This is a genomic window from Nocardioides sp. CFH 31398, assembly GCF_022436705.1.
Classification (GTDB): domain Bacteria; phylum Actinomycetota; class Actinomycetes; order Propionibacteriales; family Nocardioidaceae; genus Nocardioides.
This window is the reverse complement of sequence record NZ_JAKUHT010000007.1, coordinates 1-21,047: the sequence shown is the minus strand read 5'-3', so window position 1 is coordinate 21,047 and position 21,047 is coordinate 1. Positions and strand designations below refer to the sequence as shown.

Below are 21,047 nucleotides of genomic sequence, written 5' to 3'. Positions count from 1 at the left end.
GCCCGTGCAGACGTCCGTCGACCCGTCGTGGCGCCGCCTCTCCGAGGGGCGAGCGCCGCGGCGGGCCGCGGCCGTGGTGCGCCCGGGCCGGGTGTACGGCGGGGTGGTCGCCGCGACGCTGGCCGTGCTCGTCGCGGTCGCGCTGCTCGGCGCATGGGCGGCCCGCCGCGAGGGCGAGGCTGAGGGCGTCACCGGCACCGCCCGGCGCACGGAGATCCTCGCGGACGCCGTCGTCGAGCCTGCGCTGCGCGACGGCGTCGTCGCCGGTGACCCGGCCGCGCTGGATCGCCTCGACGAGGCGATCCGCACGCAGGTGCTGGGCCCCGACATCGTCCGCACCAAGCTGTGGTCCGCCGACGGCACGATCGTGTACTCCGACGAGCCGCGCCTCGTCGGGCGACGGTTCGGGCTCGACCCCGAGGAGCGCGAGGCCATCGAGGAGGGCGCCGGCGGTCTCGGCACCGGCGCGGAGAACAGCGACCTCGACGAGCCCGAGAACGTCTACGAGCGCGGCCGGGGACGGCTGCTGGAGGTCTACCACCCGGTCCGCACCCCGGACGGGGAGGTGCTGCTGTTCGAGACCTACGCGCCGTACACCCTCGTCACCGACCGCGGCGCCGAGATCTGGCGCGGCTTCGCGGCGATCGTCGTCGTGAGCCTGGTCGGGCTCGTGCTGCTCCTGCTGCCGATCTTCTGGCGCCTGCTCGGTCACCTGCGCCGCGGCCGCGACGAGCGGGAGCTGCTCCTGCAGGCCGCGCTCGACGCGTCGGACGCCGAGCGGCGCCGCATCGCCGCGACGCTGCACGACGGACCGGTCCAGGAGCTCGCCGCCACGTCGTACGTCGTCTCGGGCGCGGCGTCCCGGGTGGCCGCCGCGGGCGACCGTGACCTGGCGGGCTCGCTCGCGGGGGCGGCGGACGCCGTGCGCGCCGGCATCGGTGGACTCCGCTCGCTCCTGGTCGACATCTACCCCGCCAGCCTGGACGGCGAGGGACTCGAGCAGGCCCTGAACGACCTCGCCGCGGGGCTACGTGGCCGCGACGTCGCCGTCCACCTCGACGTCGACACCGCGGCGGCCGCGTCGCTCGACGCCGAACGCGCCCAGCTCGTCTTCGGCGTGGCCCGCGAGACCCTGCGCAACGCGGCGGCCCACGCCAGCTGCAGCACCGTCACCGTGACCCTGACGCAGGTGGCCGGCGCCGTCGTCCTCACGGTCGCGGACGACGGCCGCGGCTTCGACCTGGACGCCGCGCTCGACCGTCCCGAGCCCGGTCACTTCGGGCTGCGGCTGCTGATCGACGCCGCGGCCCGGCAGGGCGCGACCCTCGACGTCCGCACCGGCGACCTGAACGACCCTGGCCACCCCGGCACGACCTGGCGCCTGGAGGTGCCCCCGCGATGAGTCCCGACGCCACCGCCGTCCGACGTGTCCTGCTCGTCGACGACCACCGCCTCGTCCGGGCGGGCCTCGCCGGGCTCGTCGCCGGCGACACCGGCCTCGAGGTCTGCGGCGAGGCCGCGAACGGCGAGCAGGCCGTCGCCCTCGCCGCGACGACGTCACCGGACGTCGTCCTCATGGACCTCTCCATGCCCGTCATGGACGGCGTCGCCGCGACCCGCGCGATCCTCGCCGACGCCCCGGACACTCGGATCCTCGTGCTGACGAGCTTCGCCGACCACGACCGCGTCCGGGAGGCGCTGGCCGCCGGGGCGGTCGGCTACCTGCTCAAGGACTCCGAGCCGGGCGCGCTGCTGGCCGCCGTCCGCGCGGCCGCCGACGGCCAGGTCCCCCTCGACCCCCGCGTCGCGGGGGCGCTGCTGCCGGGCGCGTCGTCCCCCGCCCCGCCGGCCGAGGCCGACGTCGACCTCAGCCGCCGCGAGCGGGAGGTGCTCGAGCTCGTCGGCCAGGGCCTCGCGAACAAGCAGATCGCCCGCTGCCTCGGCATCACCGAGCGCACCGTCAAGGCCCACGTCGGCAGCATCTTCCGCCGCATCGGCGTCGCCGACCGCACCTCCGCCGCGCTCTGGGCGCGAGACCACCTGGGCTGACGTCGCGGCGGCGACCCGTCCCCGACCCTCACCACGCTAGGTAGGCGATCACCCGCCGAGCGAGGCGAGCTCACCGCGCTCGGCGCCGGCTCGCCCACCTGGCGTGGTGAGCGGCACGGGGCCGCACCGGGCCCGCGCCGCGGTCAGCGCTTCGCGAGCTCCTTCAGCGCCGCACCGGCGGCGTTCCAGCCGCAGAGGCCGTGGGCACCGGGGCCGGGCGGGGTGACGGCGGAGCAGAGGTGGACGCCGTCCACGCCCGTGTCGTACGGCGAGAGCGTGGGGCGGGCGCCGTACGCGAGCCGCAGCGGGGTGACGAGCCCGGCGGCGATGTCGCCGCCGACCCAGTTCGGGTTCTCCGCGAACAGCTGCTCCGGGCCCCGCACCGACGTGGCGACGACGCGGTCGGAGAAGCCCGGGGCGTAGCGCTCGATCCGGGCCGTCACCGCGGCGAGCGCGGCGTCGCCGTCCGACCACCAGGTCGGCACGTGCGCGTAGCAGTCGATCGGCACGGTCGAGCCGACGCAGCGGGAGGGGTCGGCGAGGTACTGCTGGCCGAGCAGCACGTACGGCAGGTCCGGCAGGCGTCCCTGCTCGGCCGTCCTCTCCGCGCGCGTCATGTCGGCGAGGTCGCCGCCGAGGTGCAGCGTGCCGGCGCTGCGGGCGGGCTCGTAGGACCACGGGATGCCGCCGTCCACCGCGAACGACACCTGGAACGCGCCGGACCCGGTGGGCCACCGGTCGTACGCGCGGCGGGTCAGCGCGGGCGCACGGTCGCCGAGGATGCGCAGGGCGTCGGCGGGGCCGGTGTCGAGCATGACGAGGTCGGGCGAGCCGAGCTCGTCGAGCGACGTGATGCGGCGGCCCGTCTCGACCTTCCCGCCCAAGCCCTCGAGCAGCGAGGTCGTCGCGTCGACGATGCGCGCCGACCCGCCGACCGCGACGGGCCACCCGAAGCGGTGGCCCGAGGCGCCGAGCATCAGCGCGATGGCGGACGACATCGGCACGCTGGGCGGTCGGAAGCCGTGGGTGGCGATGCCGGTCCACAGCGCGCGGGCGCGCTCGGTGCGGAACTGCCGCGCCATGACGGACGCCGGCATCAGCGCCTGCAGCCCGAAGCGGACCAGGCCGATCGGGTGGCGCGGCACGTGGATCGGCGGGCGCAGCGCGTCCTCCGCGAGCTCGTGCCACCCCTCGGCCAACGGGGTGAAGATCCGCCGCCACGTCGCCCCGTCCCGGCCCAGGCCGGCGGCCGTCTCGTCGATCGACCGGTACGCCGCCGCACCCCCCTCCGGGTCGGTGGTGGTGTCGAGCGGGTGCGCGAACTGGACCTCCGGCCACGCCCACTCCACCCCGGCCGCCTCGAGGTCGACCTCCTGGGTGAACGGGTTGTCGATCAGCATCGGGTGGAAGCCCGCGCCGAGGTCGTGCACCAGGCCCGGCACCGTCGCGTCCGTCGAGGAGCGCAGCCCGCCGCCGGGCTCGTCGTACGCCTCGACGACGGTCACCGTCACCCCCGCACGCGCCAGTCGGAGGGCGGCGGACATGCCGTTGGGGCCGGAACCGACGACGACTGCGGTGGTCACCCGTCGACGGTACCCACGGCTTCGTGGGCCACCGGCCCGCCCGGCTCACAGCTGCAGCACCGGCCAGTCCGCGAGGTCCGCCAGCAGCTGACGGTCGTGCGTGGCGATCACGACCGCAGCCGCGGTGTCGCGGACGAACGTTGTCAGCTCGTCCACCAGCGGCGCCGCGAGGTGGTTGGTCGGCTCGTCGAGCAGCAGCAGCTCGGGCCGCCCGGCCAGGAGCCGCTCGAGGTGGCGGCGCCGCGCCTGCCCGGCGGAGCGGTCGGTCACCGGCGTCTCCTGCCCGAGGTACGCCGTCCCCTTGACCGGGGGTCGCACCTCCCCCGTCGTCGGTGCCAGCACGCCCGCGAGGACGGCGAGCAGCGTCGACTTGCCGGCACCGTTCGGCCCCGTGACCAGCAGCCTGTCGCCGGCCTCGAGGCGGAGGTCGACCGGGCGCCTCAGCCGGTCGGCCACGGTGACGCCCTCGGCCCGCACGAGCACCCGACCGGGACGGGCCGTGAGCGTCGGCCACGACATGCTCGCGGGCGGTCGCGGCGCGGTGACGCGGTGCGCCTCGAGCCGCTCGCGGGCGCGGTGCACCTGCTGGACGACGCCGGGCGCGTGGGACTGCCGCTGGTGCTTGCCGGTCCCCTTGTCCGGCCGCCAGCCGGAGCTCAACCGGCTGCGGGCCTGCTCGACCGCCTCGGTCAGCCGGGCGTGCTCGGTGCGCTGGGCGTCGTACCTCTGCTGCCAGCGCTCCCGCTCGGCACTCCGCCCTGCCCGCCACCCGTCGTACCCGCCGGAGTGGAGCCGCGGGCGCGCGTCCATCGTGGGGTCGAGGTCGAGGACCTCGTCGGCCACGGCCCGCAGCAGCGCCCGGTCGTGGCTGACCACGAGGACGCCGCCGCGGTGCTCACGGATCGCCTGCTCGAGGAACGCGAGCCCGGCGGCGTCGAGGTGGTTCGTGGGCTCGTCGAGCAGGAGGAGGTCGTACGCACCGCCGAGCACGCACGCCAGCCGCACCCGCGACCGCTGCCCGACCGACAGGGTCGCCAGCGGACGCTCGCGATCGGTGCAGGCGTCGAGCCCGGCGAGGGCGACGTCGACGCGCCGTTCCGCGTCCCAGGCGTCGAGGCGGACGGCGTCGTCGAGGGCGGCGGCGTACGCCGTGTCCGCGCCGGGCTCCTCCGCGACGAGCGCCGCGGTGGCCTCGTCGAGGGCCTCCAGCGCGGCCACCGGCTCGGCGACGGCCTCGGCGACGGCCTCGGCGACGAGGCCACCGACGGTCGCCCCGGCGCCCGCGTCGATGACCTGGCGCGCGACGGCGAGGCTTCCGGCGCGGATCACCTCCCCGGCGTCCGGCTCGAGCTCGCCGGCGAGCGCGCGGACGAGTGTGGTCTTGCCGCGGCCGTTCTCGCCGACGACGGCGAGGCGGGTCCCGGCCGAGACGGTCACGTCGACGCCGGTCAGGACGGGCCGGCCGGCGACGGCGACCTCCAGCCCGCGGGCGCGGAGGTGGGCGGTGCCGCCGGTGGACGGGGTGAGGACAGGGGTCTGCATCTGCTGCTCCACGTCGTGTGGGTGGAGCCGGGCAGGTGTGCGCGCACGCAGGAGCACCGCCCGGCGGAGGACACCGGGACGGCGGGCAGCGAGAGGAGGGTCGGGCCGCGCCGTCAGGCGCGGGTGCGGAGCCTCAGGGATGCGGTCGGCATGTCGCCAGGCTACGGAGCGGCCCGGGCTCGCCGCACGTGGTTTTCAGGTGCGCACCGGGAGCTAGGCGTCCTGCTCCATCGCCGCCACGAAGTCCTTCTTCACCGCGCGCCAGGCCTCGTCGTCCATGGTGCGCCGCCAGTACGGCGAGCACGACATGTCGGCGCGGGACATCCCGACCTCGGTGAGCAGGTGCTTGCGGATGGCGCGGATCTCCTCCGCCTCACCGTGCACGAAGGTGCAGACGTCGGCGCCGGCGGGGAGGTCGATCGTCCGCAGCTCGTCGGCCAGCTCGCTGCCGGGGTCGGCGGAACGGTGCAGCCACCGCAGGTCGAGGTCGGCCTCGGTGGTGATCGGCAGCTCGTGCTCGGGGCCGTCGCAGACCAGCAGCACCGTCAGCGGGCGGCCGGCGGGGACGACCGCCGCGGAGGCGGCGATCGCGGGGATCGCCGACTCGTCGCCGACCATGAGGTAGCGCTCGGCGTCCTGACGGGGGCGGTAACCGCCGCTGGGGCCCTGGAGGACCAGGACGTCGCCCGGCTGCGCACCCAGCGCCCACGGCCCGGCGACGCCGGCGTCCCCGTGGACCACGAAGTCCACGGTCAGCTCACCGGCGTCGGCGTCCCAGTCGCGGACCGTGTAGCGCCGGCGCACCGGCTGCTCCTCGCGGGGCAGGTCCTTCAGCGCCTTCGGGTCGAACACCGGCCCGTACGACGCGCCCGCGGGCGGGAACGCCAGGTTCACGTAGGCGTCGGTCGGGTCGCCGTCCGGCATCGTGAAGCCGGCCAGACCCTCGCCGCCGAGGACGACGCGGACCATCGACGGGGTGAGGCGCTCGGTCCTCAAGACGGTTCCGTGCACAGGGTTCCTTCAGTTCTCGGTCGGCGGTCTCGACGCGGTCGTCGCCAGGGCTCCTCCCTGCTCGACCACCTCAAGGGGTCAGGCCTGGACCTGGTGCGCCCGGCGCGCGGCCTCGGCCACGGAGCCGGACAGCGACGGGTAGACGGTGAAGTCCGCCGCGAGCTGGTCGGCGGTCAGCCGCTCGGAGACCGCGACCGAGATCGCGTGGATCAGCTCCGAGGCCCGCGGGGAGACGACGACGCCACCGGCGACCGTCCCGGAGCCGGGGCGGCAGAACAGCTTCACGAACCCGTCGCGGATGCCCTGCATCTTCGCGCGCGGGTTGCCGGCCAGCGGCAGCATGACGGCCTCGGCGGGGGTCTCCCCCGCGTCGACGGCGCGCTGGGTGATGCCGACGGTGGCGATCTCCGGCGAGGTGAAGACGTTCGAGGAGACCTTCAGCAGGTCGAGCGGCTGGACGGCGTCGCCGAGCGCGTGGCGCATGGCCGTCCGGCCCTGCATCGCCGCGACCGAGGCGAGCATGAGGACGCCGGTGCAGTCGCCGGCGGCGTACACGCCCCGGGCGGTGGTCCGCGAGACCTTGTCGACCTTCACGAACCCGCCGTCGTTCAGCTCGACGCCGGACTCCTGCAGCCCCATGTCGGCGGTGTTCGGGACCGAGCCCAGCGCGAGGATGCAGTGCGACGCCTCCACCGACCGACCGTCGGTGAGCGTCACGGTCACGGTGTCGCCGTCGCGGACGACGGACTCCATCCGCGACTTCGACAGCACCGTCATGCCCCGGCGGGTCAGGACCTCCTCGAGGACCTCCGCGGCGTCGGCGTCCTCGCTGGGGAGCACCCGGTCGCGGGAGGACACGAGGGTGACGTCGACGCCGAGCGCGAGGTACGCCGCGGCGAACTCGACCCCGGTCACGCCGGAGCCGACCACCACGAGCTTCTCGGGCGTCTCGTCGAGGTCGTAGACCTGCTCCCAGGTCAGGATGCGCTCGCCGTCCGGCTTCGCCGAGTCGAGCGTGCGGGGCGCGGCGCCGGTCGAGACCAGGATCGCGTCGGCGTCCAGGCGCTCCTCGGACCCGTCGTCCAGGGTGGCGACGACGGTCTCAGGTCCGTCGAGACGGCCGCGGCCGACGACGATGCGGATGTCCTCGCGCTCGATGCGGCGCAAGATGTCGGCGGACTGGTCCGCGGCGAGCTTCTTCACCCGGCGGTTGACCTTCGACAGGTCCACGCGCAGGTTCTCGGCGGCGTCGCCCTCGAAGTCCTCCCAGACCAGGCCGAGCTCGCCGGCGCTGCCGAGGTCCGTCATCAGCTCCGACGTCGCGATCAGCGTCTTCGACGGCACGCAGTCGGTGAGGACCGCCGAGCCGCCGAGACCGTCGGTGTCGACGACGGTGACCTCGGCTCCCAGCTGGGCGGCGACCAGCGCGGACTCGTAGCCGCCGGGGCCTCCCCCGACGATGACGACGCGACTCATGCGGTCCCTTCTCGTACGACGACTCCCGGGCCCGGTGCCCCGGATCAGAGGTTGATCATGTGGCCGGCGATGCCCTCGACGGCCTCCTTGACCGACTCGCCGAGCGTCGGGTGGGCGAACACGTTGCGCGCCACCTCGTCGGCGGTCAGGTCCCAGCGCTGCGCCAGCGTCAGCGCGGGCAGCAGCTCGGTCACGTCGGGCCCGATCAGGTGGGCGCCGATGATCTCGTTGTGCTCGGAGTCGGCCACGATTTTCACGAAGCCGACCTCCTCGCCGAGGCCCTTGGCCTTGCCGTTCGCCGAGAACGGGAACTTCGACGTCTTGACGTCGTAGCCCTTCTCCTTCGCCTGCTCCTCGGAGTAGCCGAAGGAGGCGATCTGCGGCTGGCAGTACGTCGCCCGCGGGATCATGTCGAACTCGATCTCCATGGTCTCGGCGTCCGCGATGGTCTCGGCGGCGACGACGCCCATGGCCTCGGCGGTGTGAGCGAGCATCAGCTTGCCGGTCACGTCGCCGATCGCGTAGACGCCCTCGATCGACGTCCGGCCGCGCTCGTCGACGGCGATGGCGCCGCGGTCGGTCATCTCGACGCCCAGGTTCTCGAGGCCGTAGCCGTCGAGGCGGGGCGCGAAGCCGATGGCCTGCAGGACCTTGTCGGTCTCGATCGTCTCGGACTCGCCGTTCTTCGAGACGGTGACCTTCACCTTGTCGCCGGAGTCGTCGATCGACTCGACCTTGGTGGAGAGGCGGACGTCGACGCCCAGCTTCTTGTACTGCTTGAGGAGCTCCTTGGAGACCTCGGCGTCCTCGGTCGGGACCATGCGGTCGAGGAACTCGACGATGGTGACGTCGACGCCGAAGTTCTTCATGACGTAGGCGAACTCGACGCCGATCGCGCCGGAGCCGGCGATCACGACGGAGCCCGGGAGCTCGTTCTGGAGGATCTGCTCCTCGTAGGTCACCACGCGCTCGGACAGCTCGGTGCCCGGGATCAGCCGCGTGACCGCGCCCGCCGCGATGATGAGGGTGTCGCAGGTGTGCTCGGTGACCTCGCCGTCCGAGCCCTTCACCGCGACCGTCCTGGGGTCCTTGATGGTCCCCCAGCCGTGCACCTCGGTGATCTTGTTCTTCTTCATCAGGTAGTGCACGCCCTTGACGATCGAGTCGCTCACCGAGCGGCTGCGGGCGTGGGTGGTGCCGAACTCCATGGAAGCGTCACCGGTGATCCCGAACTTGTCCTTCTCGTGCGTCAGGATGTGCGCCAGCTCGGCGTTCCGCAGCAGCGCCTTCGACGGGATGCAGCCGACGTTGAGGCAGACCCCGCCCCAGTACTTCTCCTCGATCACCCCGACGCTCTTGCCGAGCTGGGAGGCGCGGATGGCGGCGACGTAGCCACCGGGGCCAGCGCCGAGGACGAGGACGTCGAAGTGGCTCACGTCCTCAGCCTATTCCGTCGCGGGCCCCCCGGCCCAAGCGGTCAGCCAGGGACGAACGGGGCCGACCGGGTGACGACGGACGGCGAGGCGAGCGGGCGTTGAACACGGATCGCGTGGGATCGGTGCCGGATTCGAGCACCGATCCCACGCGATCAGAGGTCACCGCGGCACGACGGGCACCTGCGGACCTCACCGGTCCAGCCGCGAGCCTGCATCAGGCGCCCGAGACGCTGAGCGGTCGCACACGTCCGTCCGACCACCTGGCCGTGCCCCAGCCGCACCGTGACCTTCCCGTCCACCGCCGCGTCGAGGTCACGGTCGAGGTCACGGTCCTTGTCGGCGACGTGACTGTGGTCCATCCGGCCGTCCAGCTCGACCAGCAGGCCCAGCTCCTCGTAGTCGACGTCGCGGAAGACAGTGCCCCGGGACGACGCCCGCACCTGACGGCGTGCGGCCGAGAGGCCGTGCGCCTGCTCGACGTCGCGCAGGTACGCCCGCTCCAGCACCGAGCAGGCACCGGCGGCGACGTCCGCCAGGATCGCGCCCAGCAGCTCCCGCCGCGCGAGCCGGGCGCGCAGCGCGAGCCGTTCGGCGATCCTCCCGGCCGTCGTGCGGCGGGAGCTCACCGCCTCGGCCAGGACGGCGACCGCGTCGCCGTCGGTGGTCGCCTCCGACGCCACGTCGATCACGGCCTCCTCCAGCGTCGTCCGCGGCAGGCCGGGGCTCCGGTCCAGGAGCTCGGTGAACCGCCGGCAGCGGTGCACCACCACCCCGGCCGGCGGGTCCACCGTCCGGCCCTCCCGGATCACCACGCTCACGGGTTCGGCCGTGCCGCTCCGCAGCCCGTGGAAGGCCAGCACCGAGCGTCCGCTCAGACCCGCCGGGGCGGCGTACAGGACGGCGGCCCACCACCGTTGCAGCCGCGTCAACGGGCCGGTGTGGTCGACGTACACCCCGGGGTGCACCTGCGTGAGCCGCCGGCGCCGCAGCAGGGAGCGAACACCTGAGGCCGACACCCCCGCCGCCAGCAGCTGCCTGCGGTTGACGACGCCGTCCTGCTCGGCCAGGAGCGCGCGCATCCCGGCGGCCAGGTCAGTCATGGCCAGCAGCATCACCGGTGGGCGCGGTCCGTGCGGCTGCTCCTCCACAGGCGCGCCCTCAGTAGGGTCACCCTCCGTGAGCGACGCGAAGCAGCAGGCGCAGGCAGCGGCGACGGCCCTGGCGGAGGCGACCGGGGTGGAGCGGCACGACGTGGCCGTCGTGCTGGGGTCCGGGTGGCTGCCGGCGGTCGACCTGCTGGGCGAGACGGTCACCGAGCTGAGGACCACCGACCTGCCCGGCTTCGCGCCCCCGGCGGTCGAGGGCCACGCGGGCACCGTGCGCTCGGTGAGGGCCGGGGACTCCCGCCTGCTCGTCTTCGCCGGGCGCACCCACCTGTACGAGGGCCTCGGCACCGCGCCCGTCGTCCACGGCGTGCGGACGGCGGCCGCGGCGGGCTGCCGCGCGGTCGTGCTCACCAACGGCTGCGGCGGGCTGAAGGAGCACTGGGCGCCCGGCACGCCCGTGCTCATCAGCGACCACCTCAACCTCACCGCGACCAGCCCGCTCGAGGGCGCGACGTTCATCGACCTCACCGACCTGTACGCCGCGCGGCTGCGCGCGCTGTGCCAGGAGGTCGACCCCTCGCTGGAGGAGGGCGTCTACGCCCAGTTCCCCGGCCCGCACTACGAGACCCCGGCCGAGGTCCGCATGGTCAAGGCGCTCGGCGGCGACCTCGTCGGCATGAGCACCACGCTGGAGGCCATCGCCGCCCGCGAGGCGGGCATGGAGGTCCTCGGCATCAGCCTCGTCACCAACCTCGCCGCGGGCATCTCCGACGCCCCGCTCGACCACGCCGAGGTGCTCGAGGCCGGCCGCGCCGCCGCCGGGCGCATGGGCGACCTGCTCGCCCGCATCGTCCCGAGGATCTGAGGTGCGGGTCCTCGTCACCGGCGCCGCGGGCAGCATCGGCCGGACCCTCGTCGCCGGTCTCCCCGCGTCGGGTCACGAGGTCGTCGGGCTCGACCTCCTGCCCGACCCCGCCGGGGCGACCGCCTGGCACGTCGCCGACTGCACCGACCCGGACGCCGTCGACGCCGCGGTCGCCGCGCAGCCCCTGGACGCCGTCGTCCACCTGGCCGGCGACCCCGGCGAGACCTCGCTGCCGGACGCGCTGTCCGGTCACGTCGTCTCCACCGGCGCCCTGCTCGACGCGATGCTCGCCCATGGCGTCGGCCGGATGGTCTACGCCTCCTCCAACCACGCCGTCGGCCGCCACCGGCGCACCGAGCTGGACGACGGCCTGCTGACCGTCGACGTCCGCCCGCGGCCCGACACTTTCTACGGCGTCGGCAAGGTCGCCGCCGAGGCCCTCATGAGCCTGTACGCCGACCGGTACGGCCTCGACGTCCTCGCCTGCCGGATCGGGTCGTTCGAGGAGCACCCGACGACCGTGCGGCACCTCTCGACGTGGCTGTCGCCCGACGACTGCGTCCGGATGGTCCACGCCTGCCTGACCACGCCCGCCCCCGGGTGGGCCGTCCTGCACGGCATCTCCGCCAACACCCGCGCCTGGTGGGACCTCGAGCCCGGGCGCCGCCTCGGCTACGAGCCGGCCGACGACGCCGAGGAGTACGCCGCGCTCGTCGAGGCCAGGGCGGACGACGCCGCCGAGAACGCCGTCGTCGGCGGGCCCACGACCTTCACCGACCTCGAGCGCCCCGCCCTGGACCGCCCGCAGTCCTGACGACGTCGGGGGTTGCTCGAGGTGACCCGGAACACCATCGACGCCGCCCCGGTTGGGCCCTGCATGGACACACGCACCCTCGGCACCACCGCACCCCTGACCGTCTCGGCCCTGGGCCTCGGCTGCATGGGCATGTCGGAGTTCTACGGAACGGCCGACGAGCAGGAGGCGACCGCGACCATCCACCGCGCCCTCGACCTGGGCGTCACCTTCCTCGACACCGCCGACATGTACGGCCCCTTCACCAACGAGCGCCTCGTCGGCGCCGCCATCGCCGAGCGCCGCGGCGAGGTCCAGCTGGCCACGAAGTTCGGCAACGAGCGCCGTGAGGACGGCAGCTGGGTCGGCATCAACGGCCGCCCCGAGTACGTCCGCTCCGCCGCCGACGCCTCGCTGCAGCGCCTCGGCGTCGACGTCATCGACCTCTACTACCAGCACCGCGTCGACCCCGACGTGCCGATCGAGGAGACCGTCGGCGCCATGGCCGAGCTGGTGCAGGCCGGCAAGGTCCGCTTCCTCGGCCTCTCCGAGGCGGGCCCGCAGACCATCCGCCGCGCGCACGCGACCCACCCGATCACCGCCCTGCAGACCGAGTACTCGCTGTTCACCCGCGACCTCGAGGACGACATCGCGCCCGTGCTGCGCGAGCTCGGCATCGGCCTCGTGCCGTACTCCCCGCTCGGCCGTGGCCTGCTCACCGGCGCCATCGCCTCGCCGTCCGACCTGGACGAGTCCGACAGCCGCACCGGCCGCTTCCCCCGCTTCCAGGGCGAGGCGCTCGACGCCAACCTGGCGCTGGTCGCCAAGGTGAAGGAGCTCGCCGAGGCCAAGGGCGCGACCCCGGGCCAGCTCGCCCTCGCGTGGGTCCTGGCACAGCAGACGGACGACCTGGGCGTGGCGCCGATCCCCGGCACCAAGCGGACCCGCTACCTCGAGGAGAACGTCGGCGCCCTCGACGTCACCCTCACCGGCGACGACCTCGGGGCGCTGGAGCAGGCCGTGCCGCGCCACGCCGTCGCCGGCGAGCGCTACAGCGACATGAGCACGATCGACCGCTGAGCCTCCCGGCAGCCATCACCGCACCACACGCACGACGGCGGTCGCCTCCTCGGTGACCGCGGTCGCGGCGTACCCGAGTGTCTGCGCGGCGGCGATGGCCGACGGGGCCTGGCCCACCGACACCTCCGCGAGGACGACGCCGCCCGGCGCGAGCCACCCGGAGGCGGCCTCCACCAGGGCGCGGAACGGGCCCAGCCCGTCGGGTCCGCCCAGCAGCGCGGACGGCGCCTCGTGCTCCCGCGCCTCGCGGGGCATCAGCGCGAGGTCGTCGTCCGGCACGTACGGCGGGACCGCGGCGACGACGGCGACCCGCCCGGCCACCGCCGGCGGCAGGCCGTCGAGGACGTCGCCGTGGTGCACGCTCACGCGGCCGCCACCGTTCGCCCGGGCCGCCCCGAGGACCCGCTCGTCGCGCTCCACCGCGTACAAGCGTGCGTCGGGGACGGCGACGGCGACGTGGGCGGCCACCGGCGCCACCCCGGCGTACGCCTCCACGACGACGGCCCCGGGCCCGGCCGCCCGCGCCGCGGCGACGGCCTCGCGCACGAGCAGCATCGTGCGCTGACGCGGCACGAAGCACCCCGGCGCCACGCGCAGCCGCAGACCACCGAGGTCGACGAACCCGACCACCTGCTCCAGCGGTTCCCCCGCGACCCGGCGCGCGACGAGCCCGGCGAGCGCGGCGTCGTCCCCGGCGGCCTCCTGCAACAGCGCGGCCTCCTCCTCGGCGAACACGCAGCCGGCGGCGCGCAGGGTCGCGACCAGCGTGTCCGACGGCACGTCTCAGCCCAGCGCGTCCGGGTGCTGGCGGACCGCGCGGTCGCCCAGCGGCGCCGCGAGGTCGACGAGCAGCGAGACCTCGAGCGCCTCCATCGTCGTCATGTCGGGGGCGTCCGGGCGCGTGCCCGTCACCGTCGCGACCCGGACGGCGTCGTCGTCCTCGGCGACCACGGCGCGGACGCCGTACGCGGTGCGGTTGCCCTGGTAGCACCACACCCGCAGCCGGGTCTCGGAGACCCGCTCCCAGCGGGTCCACTCGACGACGTGCTCATGGCGCAGGTCGGTGCGGGGCGTCTCGTCGCGGTCGGCCATGGGCCCGACGCTACGGTGCGACGGTGATCACCGACGACCTCCTCGCCCGCGCCCGCGCCTGGGCCGCCGAGGACCCCGACGAGCAGACCCGGGCCGAGCTGGAGGCGCTCGTCGAGCGGGCCGTGGCCGGCGACGAGGCCGCCGCCGCGGAGCTCGCCGACGCCTTCGACGGCACCCTGGAGTTCGGCACCGCGGGCCTGCGCGGGCGCCAGGGCCCCGGGTCGAACCGCATGAACCGCGTCGTCGTGACCCGCGCCGCCGCCGGCCTCGCGGCCTACCTGCTCGACCAGGGCGCGCGGCCCGGGGACCCCGTCGTCATCGGGTACGACGCCCGCCACCACAGCGACACCTACGCCCGCGACACCGCCGAGGTCGTCACCGGCGCCGGACTGCAGGCGCTCACGCTGCCGCACGCGCTGCCGACCCCGGTGCTCGCCTACGCCATCCGCGAGCTCGGGGCCGTCGCCGGGGTGATGGTCACCGCCAGCCACAACCCGCCCGCCGACAACGGCTACAAGGTCTACCTCGGCGACGGCAGCCAGATCGTGCCGCCCGCCGACTCCGGGATCGCCGAGCGGATCGCCGCGGTCGGCCCCGTCCCGCAGGTGCCGCGCGGGGACGGCGGCCGCGTGCTCGACAACCAGGTCCTCGACCGCTACCTCGACACCGTCGCCGAGCTCGCCGAGGACGGACCCCGCGACCTGCGCGTCGTCTACACGCCGCTGCACGGCGTCGGCGGGACCGCCGTCGCCACCGTGCTGGAGCAGGCCGGCTTCGACGCCCCCCACGTCGTCGCACCGCAGGAGGAGCCGGACCCCGACTTCCCCACCGTCGAGTTCCCGAACCCCGAGGAGCCCGGCGCGATGGACCTCGCCATGGAGCTCGCCGCCACGGTGGGAGCCGACCTCGTGGTCGCCAACGACCCCGACGCCGACCGCTGTGCGGCGGCGGTCCCCGCACCCGCGACCGACCTGAGCAAGCAGGGCGCCTGGCGCATGCTGCGCGGCGACGAGGTCGGCGCGCTGCTCGCCTCCCACCTGCTCTCGCGGGGGGCTGCCGAGGGCACCGGGGGCACCTACGCCTGCTCGATCGTCTCCTCGTCGCTGCTCGGGAAGATGGCCGCCGCCGCGGATCGCCCGTACGTCGAGACCCTGACCGGCTTCAAGTGGATCGGCCGGGTCCCCGACCTCGCCTTCGGCTACGAGGAGGCGCTCGGCTACTGCGTCGACCCCGCCCACGTGAAGGACAAGGACGGGGTCTCCGCGCTGCTCCTGCTCTGCGAGCTCGCCGCGCGGGCCAAGGCCGACGGCCGGACCCTGCTCGACCTGCTCGACGACCTCGCCCTCGCCCACGGCCTCCACGCGACCGACCAGGTGTCGGTCCGTGTCACCGACCTGTCCGAGATCGGCGCCGTCCTGGCCCGGCTGCGGGAGACCCCGCCGACCTCGCTGGGCGGCTTCGCGGTCACCGCCGCGGAGGACCTCGCCACCGGCAGCGTCGAGACGACGGGCGTGCCACCGACCGACGGGCTGCGCTACCGGCTCGCGGAGGGCGGCCGGGTCGTCGTCCGGCCGAGCGGCACGGAGCCCAAGCTGAAGTGCTACCTCGAGGTCGTCGTCGACGTGGACGCCGCCGCGGACGAGCCCGACGCCGAGGTACGCCGCGACGCGGTCGCCGCGGCCCGCATCGCCGCGGTGGGCCGCCTCGACGCTGTCCGCGCGGACCTGGTCGAGGCGGCCGGGCTGTAGCCCCTCGCGCGCCGTCTAGGGCACCAGCAGCGCGGCGAGGAAGAGCAGCGCCGCGACGGCCAGGGCGACGACCGCGGGCGTGGCCGTCTCCTTCGTGACGTCGGCACCGAGGGCCTCCTGCTCGTCGGAGAGCACGCGGATGCCGCGGCGGGCGCGGGCGTTCTCGGCGAGGCGGGCGAGCCGCTCCTCGACGAAGTCCGGGTAGGGCTGGCCCTCCCGCTTGCCCGCGGCCCTCGCGTCGTCCGCCCGCTCGGGGACGGCGGGCGCCCCCGGCCCCGAGCGGGTGGCGAGCATGCCGCCCGTCGCCATCGAGCTGCGCAGGCTGCGCGACAGGGCGGTCGACACGTGGCGCCGACCGGCGACCTGGACGACGAGCATGCGCGTCAGCGCCATCCGCTCGATCGCGGCCATCGGGATGCGGGTGCGGCTCAGCGGGCCGGTGAGCACGAGGGTCTCCTCGTCCTCGACGCGCACCGACGGGCGCAGGAAGACGACCCACACCACGACGGCGCCCAACAGGCAGCCCGCCGCGAGGGGCAGGTCGCGACCCTGCAGGCCGTCGACGAACGCGATCGCGAGCAGCAGCGCACCGAGGACCCCGGCGACGACCGGCATGAGGTAGCCGCCCGTGCCCGGGAAGCGCTCGACGTGCGGCTGCTCCTCGCTCACAGGACCAGCCTAGGCGGGGGCTCCGACGTCCGCGGCGGCTCCTAGACTGCTTCGGTGACTGCACCGACCACCCACCCCGGCGCCGGTCCCGGCAACGGCGCCGCGGCCGCGGACCTCGACGGGGTGACCCGCGACGACGCCTCGCTGCGCCGGTTCCTGCACGGCCTGCCGGGCGTCGACCAGGTCGGCGCCGACGCCCGCGCCGCGACGCTCGCCACCCGCTCCATCAAGACCACCGCGAAGGCGCAGGCGATCGACCTGGCCATCCGGATGGTCGACCTGACGACCCTCGAGGGCCAGGACACCCCGGGCAAGGTCCGCGCCCTGTCGAGCAAGGCGATGCGCCCCGACCCGTCCGACCCGTCGTGCCCCGCGACCGCCGCCGTCTGCGTCTACCCCGACCTGGTCGCCGTGGCGAAGCAGACGCTGGGCGCGTCCGGCGTCCACGTGGCCGCCGTGGCCACCGCGTTCCCGTCGGGCCGCGCGGCCCGCGACATCAAGCTCGCCGACACCCGCGACGCCGTCGAGGCCGGCGCGGACGAGATCGACATGGTCATCGACCGCGGCGCCTTCCTGTCCGGCCGCTACCTGCAGGTCTTCGAGGAGATCGTCGCGGTGAAGCAGGCCTGCGGGCCGGCGCACCTGAAGGTCATCCTCGAGACCGGCGAGCTCGTGACGTACGACGCCGTCCGGCGCGCCTCGTGGCTGGCGATGATGGCCGGCGCCGACTTCATCAAGACCTCCACCGGCAAGGTGCAGCCCGCCGCGACGCTGCCGGTGACGATGCTGATGCTGGAGGCGGTCCGCGACTTCCGCCTCGCGACCGGCACCCAGGTGGGCGTGAAGCCCGCCGGCGGCATCCGCACCACGAAGGACGCGATCAAGTTCCTGGTGACCGTCAACGAGGTCGCGGGCCGCGACTGGCTCGACCCGGACTGGTTCCGCTTCGGCGCCTCCACGCTGCTCAACGACCTGCTGCTGCAGCGCCAGAAGATGCAGACCGGCCGGTACTCCGGCCCCGACTACGTGACGGTGGACTGACTCTGATGGGCATCGACTTCGACTACGCCCCCGCCCCCGAGTCGACGGGGATCGTCGACATCAAGGAGTCCTACGGGCTGTTCGTCGACGGCCAGTTCCGCGACGGGCACGGGACGCCGTTCAAGACCGTCAACCCGGCCACCGAGGAGGTCCTCGCCGAGGTCGCGGAGGCCGACGCGAGCGACGTCGACCGCGCCGTGCGGGCCGCGCGGTCGGCGTACGACAAGGTCTGGTCGCGCATGCCCGGCGCGGAGCGCGCGAAGTACCTGTTCCGGATCGCCCGGATCATCCAGGAGCGTGGCCGCGAGCTCGCCGTCCTGGAGTCCATCGACAACGGCAAGCCGATCCGCGAGGCCCGCGACGTCGACGTCCCGACCGTGGCCGCGCACTTCTTCTACTACGCCGGCTGGGCCGACAAGCTCAAGCACTCGGGGTACGGCGAGACGCCGCTCGGCGTGGCCGGCCAGGTCATCCCGTGGAACTTCCCGCTGCTGATGCTGGCCTGGAAGGTCGCACCCGCGCTGGCCTGCGGCAACACTGTCGTCCTCAAGCCGGCGGAGACCACGCCGCTGACGGCGCTGCTGTTCGCGGAGATCTGCCAGCAGGCCGACCTGCCGCCGGGTGTCGTCAACATCGTCACCGGCGCCGGCGCCACCGGCCAGGCCATCGTCGACCACCCCGGCGTCGACAAGATCGCGTTCACCGGCTCGACCGGCGTCGGCAAGGCCATCGCCCGCTCGGTCGCCGGCACCGACAAGCGCGTCACCCTCGAGCTCGGCGGCAAGGCGGCGAACATCGTGTTCGACGACGCGCCGATCGACCAGGCCGTCGAGGGCGTCGTCACCGGCATCTTCTTCAACCAGGGCCACGTGTGCTGCGCGGGCTCCCGGCTGCTGGTGCAGGAGAGCGTCGCCGAGGAGTTCCTCGACCGTCTGAAGCGCCGCATGTCGACGCTGCGCGTCGGCGACCCGCTCGACAAGAACACCGACGTGGGTGCCATCAACTCCGCCGCCCAGCTCGCCCGGATCACCGAGCTCACCCAGGCCGGGGAGGCCGAGGGCGCCGGACGCTGGTCGCCCGACTGCGAGCTGCCGCAGCGGGGCTTCTGGTTCCCGCCGACGCTGTTCACGGAGGTCTCGACCGCGCACCGCATCGCGCGCGAGGAGATCTTCGGCCCGGTGCTCTCCGTCCTCACGTTCCGCACGCCCGACGAGGCGGTCGCGAAGGCCAACAACACGCCGTACGGGCTGTCGGCGGGGGTGTGGACCGAGAAGGGCTCCCGCATCCTGGCGATGGCCGGCCAGCTGCGCGCCGGCGTGGTGTGGGCCAACACGTTCAACAAGTTCGACCCGACCAGCCCCTTCGGCGGCTACAAGGAGTCGGGCTTCGGTCGCGAGGGCGGACGCCACGGCCTCGCCGCGTATCTGGAGGGTGGTCGCTGATGGCGCGCGAGCAGGCCCGCATCGACGTGCGGAAGACCTACAAGCTGTACGTCGGCGGGGCGTTCCCCCGCTCGGAGTCCGGCTACTCCTACGAGGTGCGTGACGCCAAGGGCGGCTTCCTCGCCAACGCGGCGCTCGCGTCCCGCAAGGACGCCCGCGACGCCGTCGTCGCCGCCCGCAGGGCGCAGGCCGGCTGGGCCGGCCGCACGGCGTACAACCGGGGCCAGGTGCTCTACCGCGTCGCGGAGATCATCGAGGACCGCCGCCCGCAGTTCGTCGCCGCCGTCCGCTCCTCCGAGGGGCTGTCCGGCTCGCGCGCCGAGGCCGTCGTGGACGCCGTCGTCGACCGTCTCGTCTGGTACGCCGGGTGGGCCGACAAGCTCACCCAGGTCGTGGGCAACGCTAACCCGGTCGCGGGCCAGTTCTTCAACCTGTCCACCCCGGAACCGACCGGCGTCGTCGCGGTCCTCGCGCCGCAGGGTTCGAGCCTGCTCGGGCTCGTCAGCACGATCGCCCCGGCGGTCGTCACCGGCAACACGGTCGTCGTCGTGTCGTCGTACGCCCGGCCGCTGCCGGCGGTGACGCTCGGCGAGGCGCTGGCGACGTCGGACGTGCCGGGCGGCGTCGTCAACATCCTCACCGGCGACGCGCTGGCCGTCGGCCCGTGGCTGGCCTCGCACATGGACGTCAACGCGATCGACCTCGTCGGTCTCGCCGGCACCGACGGCGCCGCCGAGGCCGCGACCGCCATGGAGGTCGCGGCGGCGGACAACCTCAAGCGGGTGCGTCGCGCCCCGGCCGCGGAGCCCGACTGGACGCGCGAGCCGTCGCTGTCGGCGATGACCGACCTGCTGGAGATCAAGACGGTCTGGCACCCGATGGGCGTCTGAGCACATGCCGGCACGGGTGATCGTCCTCGCCGGGCCCTCGGGGTCCGGCAAGTCCCGCCTCGCCGAACGCCTCGGGCTGCCCGTGCTGCGGCTCGACGACTTCTACAAGTCGGGCGGCGACCCCACCCTCCCGCTCATCACCCACGGCCCGAACGAGGGCCTCGTCGACTGGGACCACCCCGACTCGTGGCTCCCCGACGAGGCCGTCGACGCCCTGGTCGAGCTGTGTCGCACCGGGGAGGTCGACGTCCCCGTCTACGAGATCGCGCGCAACGGCCGGACCGGCGAGCAGCGCCTCCACCTCGACGGGGCGCCGCTCGTCGTCGCGGAGGGCATCTTCGCCCCCGACGTCGTGGCCCCGCTCCGGGAGGCGGGCGTGCTGGCCGCCGCCTTCTGCGTGCGACGCCCCGCCCTCCTGACCTTCGGGCTCCGCCTCCAGCGGGACCTGCGCGAGCACCGCAAGCCCCCGCTGGTGCTCATCAGCCGCGGGTTCGCGCTGATGCGCGAGCAACGCCACGTCGTGGCCGACGCCGTCGCGAAGGGCTGCGAGCCGGTCGGCCTGCGGGAGGCCGAGGCCAGGGTGGCGACGCTGCGCGAGTCGGCGCGTGCCTGAGCTCCCCTGGGGCCTGTCGCTGAGGCAGCCCGACCGTTTCACCTGCGGCCCCTCCTGCGTGGTCGTCGCCCGGATGCTCGGCGACCCGGCGTACGCCGCGCACGCCCTGCCGCGCTTCGGCGCCGAGGTGCTGGAGACCCACGGCCAGGTGACCGCCTGGCCACGCCTGCTCGGCACCCCGCCGTGGGAGGTCGCCCGCCTCCTGCCCGGCCGCCACCGCGTCGTCCCCGCCCGCCACTCCCCCGCCTTCGGCTGGGACGCCGCCGTTGTCGGCTCCGCGCTCTTCGTCGGCAGCGCCCTGATGCCGCGTCACGTCGTGCTGGTGCTCGCCGCCGACGGCGACGCCCGCACCCTCTACGACCCCGCCCACGGCGGCCGCGTCCGTCGTACTCGCGACCTGGCGGCCGGTCGCGCTCTCACCCTCAGCGGCTGGGACCACCTCTGGGCGGTCGTCGCGCCGCGTTGACCCGGGACGGATGCTGGTCGAGCAGCACGCGAGCGCGCGTCGTCGAGACCGTGGAAGGGCGGTGGATCGTCCGAACCAGGTCCGGACGATCCACCACACTTCCAGGGCCGAAGCCTCGGACGAGGTCTCGACAGGCTCGACCGGC

Annotated in this window: 20 protein-coding genes; 11 read left to right on the top strand and 9 right to left on the bottom strand. The window is 74.5% G+C overall.

All coding sequences use genetic code 11. The features are described 5' to 3' along the window. The first annotated feature begins 4 nt into the window (after window positions 1-4). Together MJ876_RS22150 and MJ876_RS07555 are read left to right on the top strand one after the other, a co-directional pair. Complete coding sequence (locus MJ876_RS22150) at window positions 5-1,402, top strand: histidine kinase (protein ID WP_240235639.1); 1,398 nt, start codon at window positions 5-7, stop codon at window positions 1,400-1,402. Then, window positions 1,399-2,049 carry a response regulator transcription factor gene (locus tag MJ876_RS07555; protein WP_240235638.1) on the top strand — a complete coding sequence of 217 codons (651 nt, stop codon included), beginning with the start codon at window positions 1,399-1,401 and terminating at the stop codon, window positions 2,047-2,049. The genes MJ876_RS22150 and MJ876_RS07555 overlap by 4 nt, the downstream gene beginning before the upstream one ends. A gap of 143 nt (window positions 2,050-2,192) precedes the next feature. On the opposite strand, the gene MJ876_RS07550 is transcribed toward MJ876_RS07555, so the two are convergent. The 6 genes from MJ876_RS07550 to MJ876_RS07525 form a co-directional block, all read right to left on the bottom strand. Then, complete coding sequence (locus tag MJ876_RS07550) at window positions 2,193-3,632, bottom strand: NAD(P)/FAD-dependent oxidoreductase (RefSeq protein WP_240235637.1); 1,440 nt, start codon at window positions 3,630-3,632, stop codon at window positions 2,193-2,195. Window positions 3,633-3,677: 45 nt separating this feature from the next. Then, window positions 3,678-5,186, bottom strand: coding sequence for an ABC-F family ATP-binding cassette domain-containing protein (locus MJ876_RS07545; protein WP_240235636.1), 1,509 nt, complete (start codon window positions 5,184-5,186; stop codon window positions 3,678-3,680). Window positions 5,187-5,387: 201 nt separating this feature from the next. Continuing rightward, the gene (locus MJ876_RS07540; RefSeq protein ID WP_240235635.1) at window positions 5,388-6,170 is read right to left on the bottom strand and encodes a siderophore-interacting protein; all 783 of its coding nucleotides are present in this window, start codon (window positions 6,168-6,170) and stop codon (window positions 5,388-5,390) included. Between the two features lie 93 nt (window positions 6,171-6,263). Then, complete coding sequence (locus MJ876_RS07535; protein WP_240235634.1) at window positions 6,264-7,661, bottom strand: NAD(P)H-quinone dehydrogenase; 1,398 nt, start codon at window positions 7,659-7,661, stop codon at window positions 6,264-6,266. A gap of 44 nt (window positions 7,662-7,705) precedes the next feature. Next, a complete protein-coding gene (lpdA, locus tag MJ876_RS07530; protein WP_240235633.1) occupies window positions 7,706-9,097 on the bottom strand; it encodes a dihydrolipoyl dehydrogenase in 1,392 nt (463 codons plus the stop codon). A gap of 152 nt (window positions 9,098-9,249) precedes the next feature. Continuing rightward, window positions 9,250-10,197, bottom strand: coding sequence for a type IV toxin-antitoxin system AbiEi family antitoxin domain-containing protein (locus MJ876_RS07525; RefSeq protein WP_240235632.1), 948 nt, complete (start codon window positions 10,195-10,197; stop codon window positions 9,250-9,252). Window positions 10,198-10,273: 76 nt separating this feature from the next. Here MJ876_RS07525 and MJ876_RS07520 point away from each other — a divergent pair, with 76 nt between their 5' ends. The 3 genes from MJ876_RS07520 to MJ876_RS07510 all read left to right on the top strand — a co-directional run bounded on the left by MJ876_RS07520 (window position 10,274) and on the right by MJ876_RS07510 (window position 12,941). Next, the gene (locus tag MJ876_RS07520) at window positions 10,274-11,068 is read left to right on the top strand and encodes a purine-nucleoside phosphorylase (RefSeq protein WP_240235631.1); all 795 of its coding nucleotides are present in this window, start codon (window positions 10,274-10,276) and stop codon (window positions 11,066-11,068) included. Between the two features lies 1 nt (window position 11,069). Then, entirely contained in the window at window positions 11,070-11,882 is an 813-nt protein-coding gene (locus MJ876_RS07515; protein WP_240235629.1) for an NAD(P)-dependent oxidoreductase, read from the top strand. 63 nt (window positions 11,883-11,945) lie between these two features. Further along, window positions 11,946-12,941, top strand: coding sequence for an aldo/keto reductase (locus MJ876_RS07510; protein WP_240235628.1), 996 nt, complete (start codon window positions 11,946-11,948; stop codon window positions 12,939-12,941). Between the two features lie 15 nt (window positions 12,942-12,956). Here MJ876_RS07510 and MJ876_RS07505 read toward each other — a convergent pair whose 3' ends face one another. Beyond that, window positions 12,957-13,721 (bottom strand): putative protein N(5)-glutamine methyltransferase, encoded by a 765-nt coding sequence (locus MJ876_RS07505; protein WP_240235627.1) that lies wholly within the window; start codon window positions 13,719-13,721, stop codon window positions 12,957-12,959. A gap of 3 nt (window positions 13,722-13,724) precedes the next feature. Then, complete coding sequence (locus MJ876_RS07500) at window positions 13,725-14,033, bottom strand: hypothetical protein (protein ID WP_240235626.1); 309 nt, start codon at window positions 14,031-14,033, stop codon at window positions 13,725-13,727. 26 nt (window positions 14,034-14,059) lie between these two features. On the opposite strand from MJ876_RS07500, the gene MJ876_RS07495 reads away from it, so the two are divergent. Continuing rightward, the gene (locus tag MJ876_RS07495; protein ID WP_240235650.1) at window positions 14,060-15,781 is read left to right on the top strand and encodes a phospho-sugar mutase; all 1,722 of its coding nucleotides are present in this window, start codon (window positions 14,060-14,062) and stop codon (window positions 15,779-15,781) included. A gap of 15 nt (window positions 15,782-15,796) precedes the next feature. Here the strand turns inward: MJ876_RS07495 and MJ876_RS07490 are convergent, their stop codons facing one another. After that, on the bottom strand, window positions 15,797-16,450 hold the full coding sequence (locus MJ876_RS07490; protein WP_240235625.1) for a hypothetical protein: 654 nt from the start codon (window positions 16,448-16,450) through the stop codon (window positions 15,797-15,799). 54 nt (window positions 16,451-16,504) lie between these two features. Here MJ876_RS07490 and deoC point away from each other — a divergent pair, with 54 nt between their 5' ends. The 5 genes from deoC to MJ876_RS07465 are packed head-to-tail and all read left to right on the top strand — an operon-like array spanning window position 16,505 to window position 20,902. Further along, window positions 16,505-17,491, top strand: a complete 987-nt coding sequence (gene deoC, locus MJ876_RS07485; RefSeq protein WP_240235624.1) for a deoxyribose-phosphate aldolase — start codon at window positions 16,505-16,507, stop codon at window positions 17,489-17,491. Between the two features lie 5 nt (window positions 17,492-17,496). After that, window positions 17,497-18,933, top strand: coding sequence for an aldehyde dehydrogenase family protein (locus MJ876_RS07480; protein WP_240235622.1), 1,437 nt, complete (start codon window positions 17,497-17,499; stop codon window positions 18,931-18,933). After that, a complete protein-coding gene (locus MJ876_RS07475; protein WP_240235621.1) occupies window positions 18,933-19,823 on the top strand; it encodes an aldehyde dehydrogenase family protein in 891 nt (296 codons plus the stop codon). Before MJ876_RS07480 ends, MJ876_RS07475 begins: the two co-directional genes overlap by 1 nt. A 4-nt stretch (window positions 19,824-19,827) precedes the next feature. Beyond that, window positions 19,828-20,436: a uridine kinase gene (locus MJ876_RS07470; protein WP_240235620.1), complete on the top strand. Its 609-nt coding sequence runs from the start codon at window positions 19,828-19,830 to the stop codon at window positions 20,434-20,436. Next, window positions 20,429-20,902: a hypothetical protein gene (locus MJ876_RS07465; protein WP_240235619.1), complete on the top strand. Its 474-nt coding sequence runs from the start codon at window positions 20,429-20,431 to the stop codon at window positions 20,900-20,902. The genes MJ876_RS07470 and MJ876_RS07465 overlap by 8 nt, the downstream gene beginning before the upstream one ends. Window positions 20,903-21,047: the final 145 nt, after the last annotated feature.